The organism is Kineococcus haloalkalitolerans, from assembly GCF_050871905.1.
In the GTDB taxonomy this organism is placed as follows: Bacteria; Actinomycetota; Actinomycetes; order Actinomycetales; family Kineococcaceae; genus Kineococcus.
The window spans coordinates 1-17,656 of record NZ_JBJLSH010000033.1 but is presented as its reverse complement, the minus strand read 5'-3'; the positions used below and the strand labels follow the sequence as shown (position 1 = coordinate 17,656).

The 17,656-nt window shown below is 77.2% G+C and carries 15 protein-coding genes; all 15 read left to right on the top strand.

Annotation, left to right across the window (positions count from 1 at the left end; all coding sequences use genetic code 11):
• The first annotated feature begins 29 nt into the window (after positions 1 to 29).
• On the top strand, positions 30 to 1,850 hold the full coding sequence (locus ACRYMY_RS13485; RefSeq protein ID WP_432547773.1) for a peptidoglycan D,D-transpeptidase FtsI family protein: 1,821 nt from the start codon (positions 30 to 32) through the stop codon (positions 1,848 to 1,850).
• Positions 1,851 to 1,980: 130 nt separating this feature from the next.
• Positions 1,981 to 3,678 carry a UDP-N-acetylmuramoyl-L-alanyl-D-glutamate--2,6-diaminopimelate ligase gene (locus tag ACRYMY_RS13480; protein ID WP_432547801.1) on the top strand — a complete coding sequence of 566 codons (1,698 nt, stop codon included), beginning with the start codon at positions 1,981 to 1,983 and terminating at the stop codon, positions 3,676 to 3,678.
• Positions 3,675 to 5,126 carry a UDP-N-acetylmuramoyl-tripeptide--D-alanyl-D-alanine ligase gene (locus tag ACRYMY_RS13475; protein WP_432547772.1) on the top strand — a complete coding sequence of 484 codons (1,452 nt, stop codon included), beginning with the start codon at positions 3,675 to 3,677 and terminating at the stop codon, positions 5,124 to 5,126. The genes ACRYMY_RS13480 and ACRYMY_RS13475 overlap by 4 nt, the downstream gene beginning before the upstream one ends.
• Positions 5,123 to 6,208, top strand: coding sequence for a phospho-N-acetylmuramoyl-pentapeptide-transferase (gene mraY, locus ACRYMY_RS13470; RefSeq protein WP_432547771.1), 1,086 nt, complete (start codon positions 5,123 to 5,125; stop codon positions 6,206 to 6,208). Before ACRYMY_RS13475 ends, mraY begins: the two co-directional genes overlap by 4 nt.
• Entirely contained in the window at positions 6,205 to 7,815 is a 1,611-nt protein-coding gene (gene murD / locus ACRYMY_RS13465; RefSeq protein ID WP_432547770.1) for a UDP-N-acetylmuramoyl-L-alanine--D-glutamate ligase, read from the top strand. Before mraY ends, murD begins: the two co-directional genes overlap by 4 nt.
• A 3-nt stretch (positions 7,816 to 7,818) precedes the next feature.
• The gene (gene ftsW / locus ACRYMY_RS13460) at positions 7,819 to 9,171 is read left to right on the top strand and encodes a putative lipid II flippase FtsW (RefSeq protein ID WP_432547769.1); all 1,353 of its coding nucleotides are present in this window, start codon (positions 7,819 to 7,821) and stop codon (positions 9,169 to 9,171) included.
• 2 nt (positions 9,172 to 9,173) lie between these two features.
• On the top strand, positions 9,174 to 10,286 hold the full coding sequence (gene murG, locus ACRYMY_RS13455; RefSeq protein ID WP_432547800.1) for an undecaprenyldiphospho-muramoylpentapeptide beta-N-acetylglucosaminyltransferase: 1,113 nt from the start codon (positions 9,174 to 9,176) through the stop codon (positions 10,284 to 10,286).
• Entirely contained in the window at positions 10,279 to 11,724 is a 1,446-nt protein-coding gene (gene murC / locus ACRYMY_RS13450) for a UDP-N-acetylmuramate--L-alanine ligase (protein WP_432547768.1), read from the top strand. Before murG ends, murC begins: the two co-directional genes overlap by 8 nt.
• A 389-nt stretch (positions 11,725 to 12,113) precedes the next feature.
• Positions 12,114 to 12,863, top strand: a complete 750-nt coding sequence (locus tag ACRYMY_RS13445) for a cell division protein FtsQ/DivIB (RefSeq protein WP_432547767.1) — start codon at positions 12,114 to 12,116, stop codon at positions 12,861 to 12,863.
• 240 nt (positions 12,864 to 13,103) lie between these two features.
• Entirely contained in the window at positions 13,104 to 14,501 is a 1,398-nt protein-coding gene (gene ftsZ / locus ACRYMY_RS13440; protein ID WP_432547766.1) for a cell division protein FtsZ, read from the top strand.
• Positions 14,498 to 15,304: a polyphenol oxidase family protein gene (locus ACRYMY_RS13435; protein ID WP_432547765.1), complete on the top strand. Its 807-nt coding sequence runs from the start codon at positions 14,498 to 14,500 to the stop codon at positions 15,302 to 15,304. Before ftsZ ends, ACRYMY_RS13435 begins: the two co-directional genes overlap by 4 nt.
• Positions 15,301 to 16,044 carry a YggS family pyridoxal phosphate-dependent enzyme gene (locus tag ACRYMY_RS13430; protein WP_432547764.1) on the top strand — a complete coding sequence of 248 codons (744 nt, stop codon included), beginning with the start codon at positions 15,301 to 15,303 and terminating at the stop codon, positions 16,042 to 16,044. Before ACRYMY_RS13435 ends, ACRYMY_RS13430 begins: the two co-directional genes overlap by 4 nt.
• Before the next feature lie 82 nt (positions 16,045 to 16,126).
• A complete protein-coding gene (locus ACRYMY_RS13425; RefSeq protein ID WP_432547763.1) occupies positions 16,127 to 16,666 on the top strand; it encodes a cell division protein SepF in 540 nt (179 codons plus the stop codon).
• 101 nt (positions 16,667 to 16,767) lie between these two features.
• The gene (locus tag ACRYMY_RS13420) at positions 16,768 to 17,064 is read left to right on the top strand and encodes a YggT family protein (RefSeq protein ID WP_432547762.1); all 297 of its coding nucleotides are present in this window, start codon (positions 16,768 to 16,770) and stop codon (positions 17,062 to 17,064) included.
• Positions 17,065 to 17,200: 136 nt separating this feature from the next.
• Positions 17,201 to 17,656 (top strand): DivIVA domain-containing protein (locus ACRYMY_RS13415; RefSeq protein WP_432547761.1); only part of this gene is annotated, 456 nt, incomplete at its 3' end.

Here is a 17,656-nt window from a genome sequence, read left to right as displayed (position 1 = left end):
ACGACGCCCGAGAGGAAGCCGCAGCGACCGTGCCCCGCCCGTCCCGTCCCACCTCCCGCGCCGCTGCCGGTGCCCGCGGGGCCGGCGCGCGACCCGACCGCCGCCTGCGCCTGTGGGTGCTCGCCGTGATGCTCGTGATGGCGCTGCTGTGCGCGCGGCTGGTGCAGCTCCAGGGCGCCGACGCGTCGGCCCTGGCCGCGCGGGCGCTCGCCCAGCGCACCTCGCAGCTGACGCTGCACGCCGAGCGGGGCGAGGTCCTCGACGCGCGCGGGGTGGTCCTGGCCACCTCGGTGGAGCGGCGCACCGTCGTCGCCGACCCGTCGATCATCGCCTCGTTCAACACGCGCGCCGACGGCAGCCCGCGCGACCCGGAGCTGCCGCAGGGCCCCGCGGGTGCGGCCCGGCTGCTGGCGCCCGTGCTCGGCGTGGACGAGGAGACGCTGACGGGCAAGCTGACCGGTGAGGGCCGCTACGCCGTGCTGGCGCGCGGGCTGACCCCGGAGACGTGGCAGCGGGTGGTGGCCCTGGACGTCTCCGGCATCGCCAGCGAGCGCACGACGCAGCGCATCTACCCGGCCGGTGACGCGGCCTCCACGCTCGTCGGCGTCCTGGGCCGCGACGGGCAGGCGCTGTCGGGCCTGGAACTGGCCGACGACGAGCTGCTGACCGGCACCGACGGCTCGATGCGCTACGAGCGCAGCCTGCAGGGCCAGCAGATCCCGCTGGGGGAGAGCGAGACCACCGAGGCCGTCGACGGGCACTCGCTGCACCTGACCATCGACCGCGACCTGCAGTGGAAGGCGCAGACCGCGATCGCCGCCAAGGTGGAGGAGACGGGTGCGCAGTCGGGCACCGTGGTGGTGATGGACCGCCAGCAGCGGCTGCTCGCGCTGGCCAGCGCGCCGAGCATCGACCCCTCGAACCTCACCGGGTTCACCAACACGCAGCTGAACAACACCGCGCTCACCGAGGCCTTCGAACCGGGCTCGACCGCCAAGGTCGTCACGATGGCCGCCGTCCTGGAGGAGGGCGTGGAGACCCCCGCGAGCCGCTTCGTGGTGCCCGACGAGATCGAGCGCGCCGACAACGTGTTCCACGACTCGCACTCGCACGAGGACGAGAACCTCACCCTCGCCGGCGTGCTCGCCACCTCGAGCAACACCGGGACCATCATGGCCGGGGAGAAGCTGGACGCCGGGACCCTCCACTCCTACCAGCGGGCGTTCGGGTTCGGCTCGCGCACGGCGCTGGAGTTCCCGGGCGAGACGGCGGGCATCGTCGCGCCGCCGGAGGACTACTCCGGCACCCAGCGTTTCACGGTGATGTTCGGGCAGGGCCTGTCCGTCAACGCCGTGCAGGCCGCCTCTGTGTTCGCGACCATCGCCAACGACGGGGTGCGGGTGGAACCGTCGCTGGTCTCCGGTACCTCCAGCCCCGACGGCGACTACACGCCGTCGCCGGCGCCCGCCTCGAGCAGGGTCGTCAGCAGCGGGACCGCCACGACGCTGCGGCAGATGATGGAGGCCGTCGTCGAGGAGGGCGGCACCGCGCAGGCCGCGAACATCCCCGGGTACCTGGTGGCGGGCAAGACCGGTACGGCGCAGCGCTACGACCCCGAGGTGGGGCGCTACAACGGGTACACGGCCTCGTTCATCGGGATGGCGCCCGCCGACGACCCGCAGCTGGTCGTCGCGGTGATCCTGCAGGACCCGCGCACGAGCTACTACGGCGGTTCCACGGCCGGGCCGGTGTTCAAGGACGTCATGACGTACGCGCTGCGCCAGCGCGGGGTGCCGCCCTCGTCCGCGGAGCCCGCGCGGCTGCCGCTGGAGTGGGGCGTCACCCCGTGACGTCCCCGTCAGGTCCCCCGTCAGGTCCCCCGTCGGCCCACGCCCGCGCGGCCGGTGGCGGTGCTGCCGCGGTGACCGGGAGCGTCGCGCCGGGGCGGGCCGTGCGGGCGGGTAACCTCCCCCCGTGCCGATGACCGACGACCCCGCCGGCGGCAGCGCCCGCGGGGCGGCGACCGTGGGCGACGTCTCCCGGCTCCTGGGCGCGCAGCCCCGGCCGGCCGGTTCGACAGCCGCACCCGGGGCGGGCGCCCCCGTCACCGGCGTCACCCTCGACTCCCGGCGCGTGGCCCCCGGCGACCTGTACGCGGCGCTGCCCGGTGCCCGCGCGCACGGCGCCCGCTTCGCCGGGCAGGCCGCGGCCGCCGGCGCCCGGCTGGCCCTGACCGACCCCGCGGGAGCCGCCGACGTCGCGGCCGCCGGCCTGCCCGCCTGGGTGGTCGAGGACCCGCGCGCCGTGCTCGGCGAGGTGGCGGCCCTGGTGCACGGGCGTCCCGGTGACCGTCTGACGACCGTGGGGATCACCGGCACGAACGGCAAGACGACCACGGCGTACCTCGTGGAGGCGCTGCTGCGCTCGGCGGGCTGGACGACCGGCCTGCTGGGCACGGTGGAGACGCGGGTGGCGGGCGAGCGCGTGGCGAGCGTGCGCACCACCCCGGAGGCGCCCGACCTGCACGCGCTGCTGCGGCGCATGGTCGACGCCGGTGTGCGCGGCTGCGCGCTGGAGGTCTCCAGCCACGCCCTGGCGCTGCACCGCGTGGACGGCCTGGTCGTCGACGTGGCCGTCTTCACCAACCTCAGCCAGGACCACCTGGACTTCCACGGCACCGTCGAGGACTACTTCCTCGCCAAGGCGTCCCTGTTCACCCCGGCGCGCGCCCGCGCCGCCGTCGTCGCCGTAGACGCGCCGGGCGGCTGGGGCGCGCGCGTGGCGCAGCTGGCGTCGGCGGCCGGGCTGCCCGTGACGACCGTCGCCACGGAGGACGCGACCGCCGACGCCACCGGCCGCGGCGGCGACCACGCCGACGGCCACGGCGGCGGGGCGGCCGACTGGACGGTCGCGGACGTCGTCGCCGAGCGGGCGGGCAGCTCCTTCGCCCTGCGCCACCGCGACGGCACCCGCCTGCGGCTGCGCGTCGGCCTGCCCGGGCGCTTCAACGTCGACAACGCCGCGCTGGCGGCCGTGGCGGCGCTGGCCGCCGGTCTGGACGCCGAGCAGGTCGAGCGCGGTCTGCCCGCCGCCGACGGGGTGCCTGGGCGCATGCAGCCGGTCGGCACGGGTGCGCCCGAGCCGCTCGTGGTCGTGGACTACGCGCACACGCCCGACGCGCTGGAGCGCGTCCTGGCCACCCTGCGCGCGCAGACGCCCGGCCGCCTGGTGTGCCTGCTGGGCGCGGGCGGCGACCGGGACCGCGGCAAGCGGCCCGTGATGGGCCGGGTGGCCGCGACCGGCGCCGACGTCGTGGTCGTCACCGACGACAACCCCCGCTCGGAGGAGCCGGCGGCCGTGCGCGCCGCGGTCCTGGCGGGTGCGCGGGAGGCGGCCGCCGCGGGGGCCGTGGAGGTCCTGGAGGTGCCCGACCGGCGCGCGGCGGTCGCCGGGGCGCTGGCCCGCTGCTCCGGTCCGCAGGACACGGTGCTGCTGGCCGGCAAGGGCCACGAGACCGGTCAGGAGGTCGCGGGGGTCGTGCACCCCTTCGACGACCGCGAGGTGGCCCGCGAGGCGCTGCTGGCGTGGCACCGCGACCAGGACGGGCGCGCGGAGGGCTCGGGGACGGGCCCGGTGGACGAGGACGTGGACGTGGACGTGCGGGGAGGTAGGGCGTGATCGGGCTGAGCGCGGCGGACGTCGCGCAGCTGGTGGGCGGCGAGGTGGTCGCCGGGGACCCGCGGGCGCGGGTGACCGGTCCCGTGGTCGTCGACTCGCGGCTGGCCGCCCCCGGCGCCGTGTTCGTCGCCCTGCGCGGGGAGCGCACCGACGGGCACGAGCACGCCCGCGCCGCGGTGGACGCCGGCGCCGTCGTCGTGCTGTCCGAGCGCGACCCGGCCGACCTGGGCCTGGCCGCCCCGGCGCAGGGCGACCCGGCGCGTGCGGCGGTGGTGCGCGTGGCCGACGGCCAGGCGGCGCTGGGCGCGCTGGCCGCCGGCGTGCTGGCCCGGCTGCGCGCCGAGGGGCCCGACGCCGGGCCCCTCGTCGTCGGGGTCACCGGCTCGGCCGGCAAGACGACCACCAAGGACCTGCTCGCGCAGGTCCTGGCCCCCCTGGGCGACGTCGTCGCCCCGCAGGGCAGCTACAACAACGAGGTCGGCGTGCCGCTGACCGTCCTGCGCATCACGGAGGACACCCGCGTGCTCGTCGCGGAGATGGGCGCGCGCGGTCCCGGGCACATCGCGGCCCTGTGCCGCACCGCGCCGCCGGACGTGGCCGTCGTCCTCAACGTGGGCGCCGCCCACGTCGGGGAGTTCGGCTCGCTGGAGGTCACCGCCCGCGCCAAGGGCGAGCTCGTCGAGGCGCTGCCGGCGCACGGCACGGCCGTCCTCAACGCCGACGACCACCGCGTGGCCGCCATGGCCTCGCGCACCAGCGCCCGCGTGCTCACCTTCGGCCTCGAGGCGGGCGCCGGCGTGCGCGCCGAGGACGTCGTCCTCGACGACCTCGCCCGCCCCTCCTTCACCCTCGTCGCGCACGGCCGCCGGGCGCCCGTGGCGCTGCGCCTGCACGGCGAGCACCTGGTGCCGAACGCGCTGGCCGCAGCGGCGGTGGCGCTCGTCGCCGGCCGTGACCTCGACGACGTGGCGCGGGACCTGTCGGCCGCCGAGCCGCGCAGCCCGGGCCGCATGCAGGTCACCGAGCGGCCCGACGGCGTCACCGTCGTCCACGACGCCTACAACGCCAACCCCGACTCGGTGCGCGCCGCGCTGCGCGCCCTCGTGGCGATGGCCGGCGGCCGCCGCACCTGGGCGGTGCTGGGGGAGATGCTCGAGCTGGGGGACACCTCCCGCGACGAGCACGACGCCGTGGGCCGCCTGGCGGTGCGCCTGGACGTCTCGCGCCTGCTCGTCGTCGGCGCCGGCGCGCGCCCGGCGTACACGGGCGCCGTGATGGAGGGCTCCTGGGGCGACGAGGCGGCCTTCGCGCCGGACGTCGCCAGCGCGGAGGAGTTCCTGCGCGAGCAGCTGCGCCCCGGCGACGTCGTGCTCGTCAAGGCGTCGAACTCCGCCGGTCTCGGCCCGCTGGCCGAGCGCCTGGCGGCGGCGACGGGGGCGCGCGCGTGAGGATCGTGCTCATCGCGGGCGCCGTCTCGCTCGTCGTCGCCCTGTTCGGCACCCCGCTGTACATCCGCTGGCTCGTCCACCGCGGTTACGGGCAGTTCGTCCGCGACGACGGCCCGACCACCCACCACGTCAAGCGCGGCACCCCGACGATGGGCGGGGCCGTCATCATCCTGGCGTCCCTGCTGGCGTACGCGGTGGCGCACCTGGTGCTGTGGCGGCCGCCGACGGCCTCGGGGCTGCTCGTGCTGTTCCTCATGACCGGCCTGGGCGTCGTGGGGTTCCTCGACGACTTCCTGAAGATCTCCCGCAAGCAGAGCCTGGGTCTGCGGCCGAAGGCGAAGCTGGCCGGGCAGGGCCTGGTCGGCATCGCGTTCGCGGTCCTGGCGCTGCAGTTCCCCTCCGCCGACGGCGTGTTCCCGGCCTCGACGAACATCTCGTTCCTGCGCGACACCCGCTTCGACCTGGCGTTCGCCGGCACGGTGGGCGGCACGCTGCTGTTCGTCGTGTGGGCGCTGGTCATCACCTCCGCGGTCAGCAACGGCGTCAACCTCACCGACGGCCTGGACGGGCTGGCCACGGGCGCGACCACGATGGTGCTGGGCGCGTACGTGCTCATCGGGACGTTCCAGTCCAACCAGAACTGCGCCACGCTCACCGAGATCGAGCGCCGCTGCTACGAGGTGCGCGACCCGCGGGACCTGGCGGTGGTGGCCGCGGCCGTGATGGGGGCCTGCTTCGGGTTCCTGTGGTGGAACGCCAGCCCCGCCAAGATCTTCATGGGCGACACCGGGTCGCTGGCCCTGGGCGGCGCCCTGGCGGGCCTGGCGATCCTGTCGCGCACCCAGGTGCTGCTCGTCGTGCTGGGCGGCCTGTTCGTGCTCATCACGCTGTCGGTGATCCTGCAGGTCGGCTCCTTCAAGCTCACCGGCAGACGGGTGTTCCGGATGGCCCCGCTGCAGCACCACTTCGAGCTGGCGGGGTGGGGCGAGGTCACCATCGTCATCCGGTTCTGGATCATCGCCGGGCTCTTCGTGGCGCTCGGCCTCGGGCTGTTCTACGCGGAGTGGGTGGTCGGCGAATGACGGGGCGCAGCGCGGCGGACGGCTGGCTGGGCAACCCGTCGCCGCGCGCGGACGACACCGACCGGGTGCGGGCGCTGCGGCACGCCGGCTCGCCGTGGGCGGGGCTGCGCACGCTGGTCCTCGGTCTGGGCGTGTCCGGCTTCGCCGTGGCCGACGCCCTGCTGGAGGCCGGCTGCGAGGTCGTCGTCGTCGACGCGGCCGCGGGCGAGCAGCAGCGGGAGAGGGCGCAGCTGCTCCAGGTCCTGGGCGCGAGAACGCACCTGGGCCCCGAGCACCTCGCCGCCCCGCCGGACGGCTGGGGCGCCGTCGACCTCGTGGTGACCTCCCCGGGCTGGCGGCCCGACTCCCCGCTGCTGGCCGGCGCGGGACTGGCCGGGGTGCCGGTGTGGGGCGACGTGGAGGTCGCCTGGCGGATGCGCCCGGAGACCGGCGCCGCGCCGTGGCTGACGCTGACCGGCACGAACGGCAAGACGACGACGGTGGAGCTGACGGTCGCGGTGCTGCGCGCGGCCGGGCTGAAGGCCGCCTCGGCCGGCAACGTGGGCACCCCGCTCGTGGAGGCCATGCGCCACCCCGAGGGCTACGAGGTCCTCGCGGTGGAGCTGTCCAGCTACCAGCTGCACTGGCTGTCCACCGACACGGAGGCGTCGCTGCGCCCGCTGGCCTCCGCCTGCCTCAACGTCGCGCCCGACCACCTGGACTGGCACGGCTCGATGGACGCGTACGCGCTGGCCAAGGGCCGGGTGTACGAGAACACCGAGCGGGCCGTCGTCTACCACGACGCCGACGAGCGCACCCTGCAGCTGGTGCGCGACGCCGACGTCGTCGAGGGCGCCCGCGCGATCGGCCTGACCCGCGGCGTGCCCGCCGTCGGGATGCTCGGCGTCGTCGAGGACGTGCTGTGCGACCGGGCGTTCGTGCCGGAGCGGCGCAGCAGCGCCGCCGAGCTGTGCACGCTGGCCGACCTGGAGCGCGACGGCGTGCCCGCCGGCCCGCACACCGTGGACAACGTGCTGGCCGCCGCGGCCCTGGCGCGCGCGCACGGCGTCCCGCAGGCCGCGGTGCGCGACGGCGTGCGCGGGTTCGTGCCCGCCCCGCACCGCGTCGCCCGCGTCGCCGACCTCGACGGCGTCCGCTGGGTGGACGACTCCAAGGCCACCAACGGGCACGCGGCGGCCGCGTCGCTGGCCGCGTTCGGCGACGTCGTCTGGATCGCCGGGGGGCTGGCCAAGGGCGCCCGGTTCGACGACCTCGTCGCCGGTGCCCGCGAGCGCCTGCGCGCCGTGGTCCTCCTGGGCGCCGACCGGCACGTGCTGCGCGAGGCGCTGGCCCGACACGCCCCCGATGTCCCGGTCGTCGAGGTGGACCTCCCGGAGACTGCCGGGGTGCCCGCTGCAGCCCCCGGCGCCGACGCGCCCACCGACCCCCGGGTCGCCGCCGCCCCCGCGCTGATGGACGCCGTGGTGGCCCGCGCGGCGGAGCTCGCCCGCCCCGGCGACACCGTCCTGCTCGCGCCGGCGTGCGCGTCGATGGACCAGTTCGTCTCCTACGCCCACCGCGGTGACGAGTTCGCCGCCGCCGTGCGCCGGCGGGCGACGGGGCGCTGAGCCGTGGCCACCACCACTCCTCCCGGCACCGGTTCCCGCGGCGCCCCGCGCGGGTCGACGCGGGCCGCCCCGCCCGCCCGCTCCCGCCACGCCCGGCTGGAGGCCGTCGACGCGTGGGTGCGCGAGCGCACCCGCCTGCTGGACTCCCCGCTGGCGACCCACCACATCCTGCTGGCCACCACGGCGCTGCTCGTGGTCATCGGCCTGGTGATGGTGCTGTCCAGCTCCAGCGTCGAGTCCCTGCGGATCTACGGCTCCCAGTTCACGCTGTTCAAGAACCAGGCGACCTTCGCCGTCCTGGGCGCCCTCGGCCTGCTGGTGGCCAGCCGGGTGCCCGCCCGCGCCTGGTCGCGCCTGGCGCTGCCGGTCCTGGGCGTCTCGACGGTGCTCATGCTCGCCGTCTTCGTGCCCGGCATCGGCCACGAGGTCAAGGGCAACCGCAACTGGATCGTGCTCGGCCCGCTGCAGGGGCAGCCGTCGGAGCTGGCGAAGGTGGCGCTCGTGCTGTCGTGCGCGCTCGCCCTGGTGCGCAAGCGCGACGTCCTGCACAAGCCCGTGCAGCTGCTGGGCGCGCTGCTGCCCAGCTGCGCCCTGACCACGGGGCTCGTCATCCTGCAGCGCGACCTCGGCACCGCCCTCGTCATGATGGTGATGGTCGCCGGGATGCTGTGGGTGGTCGGCGTCCCGGCGCGGTTCTTCGCGCTCGCCGGCGGCGCGGGCGCGGTGGTCGCGGCCGCCCTCGTGCTGAGCAGCCAGAACCGCATGAACCGCGTCGCGCACTGGCTCACCGAGTCCCCGGCCACCACGGCCGACATCCAGGGCCTGGCCTGGCAGCCCGTGCAGGGCCAGTACGCCCTGGCCTCCGGCGGCTGGTGGGGCCTCGGCCTGGGCGCCAGCCGGGAGAAGTGGCAGTGGCTGCCCGAGGCCCACAACGACTTCATCTTCGCCATCCTGGGCGAGGAGCTGGGCCTGCCCGGCACGCTCGCCGTCCTGGCGCTGTTCGGGGCGTTCGCCCTGGCCTGCGTGCGGCTCGTGCGTCGCTCGCAGGACCTCTTCGTCAAGGTCGCCGTCGTGGGTTTCGGCACCTGGATCATCGGTCAGGCGCTGCTGAACATCGCCGTCGTCCTGAGCCTGCTGCCGGTCATCGGGGTGCCGCTGCCGCTGATCTCGGCCGGCGGCTCGGCGCTCGTCCTGACCCTGTTCGCCATCGGGGTCCTGCTGTCCTTCGCGCGCGCCGAACCCGGTGCGCCGGAAGCCCTGCGCGCCCGCGAGTCGGTCGTGCGCCGCTCGCTCGCCGTCCTGCCGCGGCGCGGCGCGGGCGCCCCCGACCGCAGCCGCGGCCGGAGGTCCTCGTGAGCCTGTCCGTCCTGCTGGCCGGCGGCGGGACCGCCGGTCACGTCGCGCCGCTGCTGGCCACGGCCGACGCCCTGCGCGCCCGGCGGCCCGGCGCGCGCTTCCTCGTCCTCGGCACGGCCGAGGGGCTGGAGGCCCGGCTGGTGCCCGAGCGCGGCTACGAGCTCGCCGTCGTGCCGCGGGTCCCGCTGCCGCGCAAGCCGTCCCTGGACCTCGTGCGCCTGCCGGGGCGCCTGCGCGCGGCCGTGGCCGCCGCCTCGGACGCGCTGGCCCGCTCGTCCGCGGACGTCGTCGTGGGTTTCGGCGGGTACGTGGCCGTGCCCGCCTACCTGGCCGCGCGCCGCGCCGGCGTGCCCGTCGTCGTGCACGAGCAGAACTCCCTGCCCGGTGTCGCCAACCGCCTCGGGGCCCGCTGGGCCCGGTCCGTCGCCGTCACCTTCCCCGGCACCCCGCTGCCGGGCGCGGTGCGCACCGGGATGCCGCTGCGCCGGGAGGTCACCGACCTGGCCGCCGCGCCCGACCGCGCGCAGCGGCGCGCGGCGGCCCGGCGCGCCCTCGGCCTGGACCCGGACGCCCCCACCCTCCTGGTGACGGGCGGTTCCCTGGGCGCGCAGCGCCTGAACCAGGTGCTGCCCGACGCCGCCGCGGACCTGCTGGCCGCCGGGGCCCAGGTCCTGCACGCCAGCGGCCGCGGCAAGGGCGTGCCGCTGCCGGCGGGCGTCGACCGCTCCCGCTACCTGGTGCGCGAGTACCTGGACGACATGGCCTCCGCCTACGCGGCGGCCGACCTCGTGGTGTGCCGCAGCGGCGCGGGGACGGTCGCCGAGCTGACCGCCCTGGGCCTGCCCGCGGTGTACGTGCCGCTGCCGATCGGCAACGGCGAGCAGCGGCGCAACGCCGAGGGCGTCGTCGCCGCCGGCGGCGCCGAGCTCGTGGACGACGCCCGCTTCGACGCGGCCGTGGTGCGCGAGCGCGTGCTGCCCCTGCTGGTGGACGGCGAGCGCCGGGCGGTGGCCGCCCGCGCCGCCGCGGGGTTCGGCGTGCACGACGGGGCCGAGCGCCTGGCCGACCTCGTGGAGGCCGCGGCCTCCGGGGCGCAGGAGCGGGTCCGTGGCTGACGCGGGCACCGGCGCCCCGGGCACCGCCGCGCCCGTGCCCGTCACCGCGCTGGGCCGCGTCCACCTCGTCGGGATCGGTGGCGCGGGCGTCTCGGGCGTGGCGCGCCTGCTGGCCGCCCGCGGGGTCGTGGTCTCGGGCAGCGACGCCGCCGACTCGGAGGTCCTGGACGGCCTGCGCGCGCTCGGCGCGCGCGTGCACGTCGGGCACGACGCCGCGCACCTGGGCGACCTGGGCCCCGGCGACACGCTCGTCGTCTCCTCCGCCGTGCGACCGGGCAACCCCGAGCTCGTCGAGGCCCGCCGGCGCGGGCTGCGGGTGCTGCACCGCTCGGAGGCGCTGGCCTCGCTCATGGCGGACCGGCGCGGCGTGGCCGTCGCGGGCACGCACGGCAAGACGACGACGTCCTCCATGCTCGTCGTCGCGCTGCGCGCCGCGGGACTGGACCCGTCCTCGGCCGTGGGCGGGGAGCTGGTCGGCGGCAGCGACGGCGGTGCCCGCGAGGGCACCGGCGACGTCTTCGTGGCCGAGGCCGACGAGTCGGACGGCTCCTTCCGGGCCTACGCGCCCGTCCTGTCCGTCGTCACCAACGTCGAGCCGGACCACCTGGACCACTACGGCACCGCGGAGGCCGTCACGGCGGCCTTCGCCGACTTCGCCGCCCGGGTGCTGCCCGGCGGTGTCCTCGTCGCCTGCGCGGACGACCCGGGCTCGCGGGCCCTGGCCGAGGACGTGCGCCGCGCGGGCCGGGCGGTCCTGACGTACGGCCGCGCCGCCGGCGCCGACGTGCGCCTGAGCGACGTCGCCGTCGGCGCGGAGCCGACGGCGCTCCTGCACGACCGCGACGGCGCCCACGAGCTGCGGCTGGCCGTGCCCGGCGAGCACAACGTGCTCAACGCGGCCGCCGCCTGGACCGCCGCCCGCTGGCTGGGCGCCCCCGCCGACGGGGTCCTGGCCGGGCTGGCCTCCTTCGGCGGCGCCCGGCGCCGCTTCGAGCGCAAGGGCGAGGCGCGCGGGGTGCGCGTGGTCGACGACTACGCCCACCACCCCACCGAGGTGGAGGCCCTCCTGCGCGCGGCGCGCCCCGTCGCGGGCGACGGGCGCGTCGTGGTCGTCTTCCAGCCGCACCTGGTCAGTCGCACGCGCACGTTCGCGCGCGAGTTCGCGCGGGCGCTTGCGCTGGCGGACGTCGTCCTCGTCCTCGACGTCTACGTCGCCCGCGAGGACCCGGACCCGGAGGTGACGGGGGCGCTGGTGGCCGACGCCGTGCCGCTGCCGGCGGACCGCGTCCACCACGTGCCCGGCGCCGACGCCGCCCTGGAGCTGCTGGACGGCCTGCTGCGCGCGGGCGACCTGCTGCTGACCGTGGGCGCGGGTGACGTCACCCGGCTCGGGCCGCGCGTGCTGGAGCGGCTGGCCGCCGGACCGGGGCAGGCGTAGTGGCGCGCCCCACCCGCCCCCGCACCCCTCCCGCGAGCCCGGCGCCGGGTCCCCGGGCGGCCGGCGGCCCTCCGGTGGACCCCGCGCGCGGCGACGCCCTGGACGCCTCCCAGCTCGTCCCGCCGCCCGGCGCCGTGCAGGGGCCGGCCCGGCGCCGGCGCGCCGTGCGCGCGGCCGGCGGCGCGAGTCCCGCCCGCCCGTCGGCGGGCGCACCCGCTGCCCGCCGGGTGCCGCGTCCGGCGCCGGCGTCCGAGGAGCGCGCCGGCGGTGGACGCGCCGGTGCCCCCGGTCCGGCCCGCGGCGCTCGCACGGGCCGCGAGGCGGGCACCGGCAGGGACGCCCGTGCGGACGGTCGTGCCCGCGGTGGTGCGGGGCGGGGGAGCGGCACGGTGCGGCCGGCCGCGGGCGCCCGGCGCCCGGACCGCGTCGCCGACCTGCCCGCGCGCCGGTCCGGCAGTCGTCGCCCGCGCCGCCTGCTCGCCGTGGCGCTCCCGCTGGTGGCGCTCCTCGGGTTGGCCGGCTGGGTGCTGCTGGGCTCGCCGTGGCTGCGGGTGGAGCAGGTCCGGGTGACCGGGACGGCGCGCACCGACGTCGCGCTCGTCGAGCGGGTCGTGCAGGCGCAGGTGGGCCGCCCGCTGGCCGCCGTCCCCGCGGGCTCCCTGGCCGCCGAGGTCGGCGGGCTCCCGCTCGTCCAGTCTGCGCAGGTGCGCCGGGAGTGGCCGGACACGCTCGTCGTCGAGGTCGCCGAGCGCCAGGCCGTGGCGGCGGTGCCCAGCCGCGACGGCGGTGTCGACCTCGTGGACGGCGCCGGCCGGGTGCTGGTCTCCGAGCCGGTGCCGCCACCGGGCGTCCCGCTCATCAGCGTGGACGTGGGGAGCGCGCTGCCCGGGTCGCTGCAGGCGGCGCTGGACGTCAACGCGTCGTTGCCGGCCGTGGTGCGCGACCGGGTGGCGGACATCTCGGCCCGCTCGCCGGACGAGGTGCTGCTGCGGCTGCGGGAGGGCCCGGAGGTCGTGTGGGGCGGGGTGGAGCGCCCCGAGCGCAAGGCGGAGGTCCTGCAGCGGATGCTGGAGGAGGAAGACGTCGCCTCGGCGCAGCGCGTGGACGTGTCGGCGCCCGACGTGCCGGCGGTCTCCTGACCCTCGACCACCGCTCGAGGGTGTGGGCCCTCAGTTGTGCCGATCCGGTGTCCTGCGGCAAGTCCTTCGGCGACACGCCGGGGCGGCGGTTGCACGCGGAGCCTGCGGATCCCTACGGTCCTCCACCAGCAGAACATGACATAACGTTGACCCTCTACCTGAGGGTGAAGGTTGAAGGAACGGTCCGGGTCCTCCCGGAGCGACGCACGGCATCGGCGAAAGAGGCGAGAGGCACTCGACGTGGCAGCTCCGCAGAACTACCTAGCGGTCATCAAGGTCGTCGGCGTCGGCGGCGGCGGGGTGAACGCGGTCAACCGGATGATCGAGGTCGGCCTCAAGGGCGTCGAGTTCATCGCCGTCAACACGGACGCGCAGGCGCTGCTCATGAGCGACGCCGACGTCAAGCTCGACGTCGGCCGGGAGCTCACCCGCGGTCTCGGCGCCGGCGCCGACCCCGAGGTCGGCCGCAAGGCCGCCGAGGACCACGCCGAGGAGATCGAGGAGGTCCTCAAGGGGGCCGACATGGTCTTCGTCACCGCCGGCGAGGGCGGCGGCACGGGCACCGGCGGCGCGCCGGTCGTCGCCCGCATCGCCCGCTCCCTGGGCGCGCTGACCATCGGCGTCGTCACCCGCCCCTTCACCTTCGAGGGCCGCCGCCGCGCCAACAGCGCCGAGTCGGGCATCGCCGAGCTGCGCGACGAGGTCGACACCCTCATCGTCATCCCCAACGACCGGCTGCTGTCCATCAGCGACAAGCAGGTCAGCATCCTCGACGCCTTCAAGTCGGCCGACCAGGTGCTGCTGTCCGGCGTCCAGGGCATCACCGACCTCATCACCACCCCGGGCCTGATCAACCTCGACTTCGCCGACGTGAAGTCCGTCATGCAGGGTGCCGGCAGCGCCCTCATGGGCATCGGTTCCGCGCGCGGCGACGACCGGGCGATCCAGGCCGCCGAGAGCGCGATCTCCTCGCCGCTGCTGGAGGCCAGCATCGACGGCGCTCACGGCGTGCTGCTGTCCATCCAGGGCGGCTCCGACCTCGGCCTGTACGAGATCAACGAGGCCGCCCGGCTGGTCCAGGAGGCCGCGCACCCCGAGGCCAACATCATCTTCGGCGCCGTCATCGACGACGCCCTGGGCGACGAGGTCCGCGTGACCGTCATCGCCGCCGGTTTCGACAGCGGCAGCCCGGTGCGCCGCCGCGACGAGCGCGCCCTGGGTCAGCAGGCGCCCGGCCGCTCGCCCCAGGGCAGCGCGGTGCCGCAGTCGGCCGCCGTGCCCCCGCGCAGCGGCCGCCAGGACGCCTGGCAGCAGCAGGCGGCCCCGCAGCATCAGGCGCCCCAGCAGGCCCCGCAGCAGGCGCCCGCGCCCGAGCAGCAGCCCGTGCACTACGCGCCGTCGGCGCAGCAGCCGCAGCACTACGGCCAGCAGGCGCCCCAGCAGCAGCAGCCGGCGCCGCAGCAGCCGCAGCAGCCCGCGTACGCGCAGCAGCCGGCGCCGCACGTGGTGCCCGGCGAGGACCCGGTGCAGGTGCCGCGGATCATCGAGCTGCCCAACACCGACGCCGGCGCCACCCGCCGTCCCGGCCGCGGCCGGGTCGAGGAGGAGGACCTCGACGTCCCCGACTTCCTGAAGTGACGTCGGACGCCACCGCGACGGGCGCCGCGACCCGGGGACGGGCCGCGCCCGCGCCCCTGCTGGACGCGGGCCTGCCGGCGGGGGTGCGCGGCGGCTTCACGACCCGGGCCGGCGGTGAGGCGGGCGGCGGGGACTTCGCCGGGCTGAACCTCGGCGCGCACGTCGGCGACGACCCCGGCCGGGTGGCCCGGCACCGCGACGCCCTGCGCCGCGCCCTGGGAGCCCGGGTCCTCCTCGTGCCCACGCAGGTGCACGGCGCGGACGTCGTGCACGTGCCCGCCGCGGACGCGGAGCGGCTGGCGGCCCACCCGCCGGAGGCCGACGCCCTCGTGACGACCGACCCGGGCGTCGCGCTGGCCGTGGTGGTCGCCGACTGCGTGCCCGTCCTGGTCGCCGACCCGGACGCCGGTGTCGTCGGCGTCGCGCACGCCGGGCGCCCCGGCCTGGTGGCCGGCGTCGTGCCCGCGCTGCTCGCGGCGGTGCGGGACCTGGGTGCCCGGCGCCCGCTGGTGCGCCTGGGCCCGTCGGTGTGCGGCGCCTGCTACGAGGTGCCCGAGCCGATGGCGGCCGCGGTGGCCTCGGCCGTGCCAGCCGCCCGCGCCCGGACCCGCTGGGGCACAGCGGCTGTCGACGTCCCCGCGGGCGTGCTCGCGCAGTGCGCGGCGGCGGGCGTGCCGGCCGGCGACGTGGCGCGGGTCGGCGGGTGCACCGTCGAGGACCCCGCCCTGTTCTCCTACCGGCGTTCGGGGACGACCGGCCGCTCCGGCGGCGCGGTCGTCCTGGACGCGCCCGGCGCGCCGTGAGCGCCGTCGAGGACACGGCCGCCCGCGCCGAGCAGCTGCGCGAGCGCCTGGGGGCCGTGCGCGGGCGGGTGGGCGCCGCGGCCCGCGCGGCCGGCCGCGACCCGGGCGAGCTGACGCTGGTCGTGGTGACCAAGCACTTCCCGTCCCGGGACGTGCGCGAGCTGGTCGGCCTCGGGGTCACCGACGTGGGGGAGAACCGCGACCAGGAGGCGGCGGCGAAGGCCGCCGACGTCGCCGCGCAGCTGGGGCCCGCGGCGCCGCGCTGGCACTTCGTGGGTCAGCTGCAGACCAACAAGGCCCGCTCGGTCGCCCGCTACGCGGCGGCCGTGCACTCGGTGGACCGCGCCCGGCTGGCGGGGGCGCTGGACCGGGCCGCGCAGGACGCGCAGCGCCGGCTGGACGTGTTCCTGCAGGTGGACCTCGCGCCCGCGCTGGGGCAGGACGCCGACCCGGGCCGCGGGGGAGCGGTGGCCGCCGACGTGCCCGCCCTGGCCGAGGCCGTGGCGGGGGCGGACGCCCTGCGCCTGGCCGGTCTCATGGCCGTGGCTCCCCGGGACGTGGACCCGGCCCGCGCCTTCGCGGTCCTGCACGAGCTGTCCCTCGCCCTGCGCCGCGACCACCCGTCGGCGACGGGGCTGTCGGCGGGCATGAGCGGCGACCTGGAGCAGGCCGTGGCGGCCGGGGCGACACACCTGCGTGTCGGCAGCGCGGTGCTCGGCCCGCGCCCGGCGCCGCGGTAACGTCCGGGCAGCCGCCCGCCCCCGGTCGGCCCCGGCAGAAGAACCGTGCACCACCAGCTGACGAGCACTCGAGGAGCCTGCGATGGCCGGCGCGCTGCGCAATGCGATGGTCTACCTCGGCCTCGCCGAGGACGACCGCTACGCCGAGGACGAGCCCGAGGCCACCCGTGCGCGCGCCGAGCCCGTGCGCGAGGTGCGCGCCGAGCCGCGCGAGCAGGTGCGCGTCGAGCACCGCGTGCGCGAGGAGCCTGCCGAGGTGCCGGGGCGCGCGGAGACCACCGGTCAGGTGACCCCGATCAGGAGGCAGGTGGCCCACGTGGTCCAGCAGTCCAGCGGCCCGGAGCTGCACCGCATTACGACCATCCACCCCCGCACCTACAACGAGGCCAAGACCATCGGGGAGAGCTTCCGCGACGGCGTGCCGGTCATCATGAACCTCACGGACATGAGCGACAGCGACGCCAAGCGGCTCGTCGACTTCTCCGCCGGCCTCGTCTTCGGCCTGCACGGCTCGATCGAGCGCGTCACCAACAAGGTCTTCCTGCTGTCGCCGCAGAACGTCGAGGTGGCCTCGCAGGAGGAGGAGCGTCCCCAGGAGCGCACCTTCTTCAACCAGTCGTGAGGCCCGCCGGACGGGTGAGCGGCCGGAACCCGCGGGTCCCGCGGGGCGTTGCGCCGTCGTGACGACCTCTACGACCACCGTCCGTCAGGCAGGATGACCGGGTGTCTGCGCTCTTCTCGTTCCTGGCCCTGATCGTCCTGATCTTCTTCCTCTGCCTGATCGGGCGGCTGGTGCTGGACTGGGTGCAGGCCCTCTCGCGCGAGTGGCGCCCCCGCGGGGCGGTGCTGGTGTTCGCCGAGGCCGTCTACACGGTGACGGACCCGCCCCTGAAGACGCTGCGGCGCGTCATCCCGCCGCTGCGCCTGGGCGCCGTCCAGCTCGACCTGGCGTTCCTCGTGCTGGCGATCGCGTGCTCGATCCTGCTGTCGGTGCTGCAGCGCATGGCCGCCGTGGCTTGAGCGCCCCGACCTGACGCCTGACCTCCCGCCGGACGTCCAGCCACCGTCGCGGCCTCCCGGGCGCGCGGGTGCCGCTCCGCTACGGTGACGAGGTCCGCCGTCCGCCGGGGGCGGCCGAGACGGTGGAGGCCCTGCCATGCCGCTCAGTCCGGAAGACGTCGTCAACAAGCGCTTCCACCCCACCCGCGTGCGCGAGGGGTACGCGCAGGACGAGGTCGACGACTTCCTCGACGAGGTGGTCGCCGAGCTGCGCCGCCTGAACGCGGAGAACGAGGAGCTGCGCGCGCAGCTGGACGGGTGCCGCGCCGAGGTGGCCGAGCTGTCCGGTGACGGGAGCGGTCGTGCGCCCGCCGCGGCTGTCGCCGAGACCGCCGCCGCGTCCGGCTCCCGCGACGGCGGGGTCACCGGGGTCACCGCGGCTGCCGCGGTTCCCGAGGACGCGGCGGGCAGCGAGGCCGCCGAGGAGGCCGCCGCCGCTCCCGCGCCGGTCGCGGGGGGGGGGGGGGGGGGGGGGGGGGGGGGGGGGGGGGGGGGGGGGGGGGGGGGGGGGGGGGCGGGGGGGGGCCTGCGGCAGCTCTGCTCGAGGGCGCCG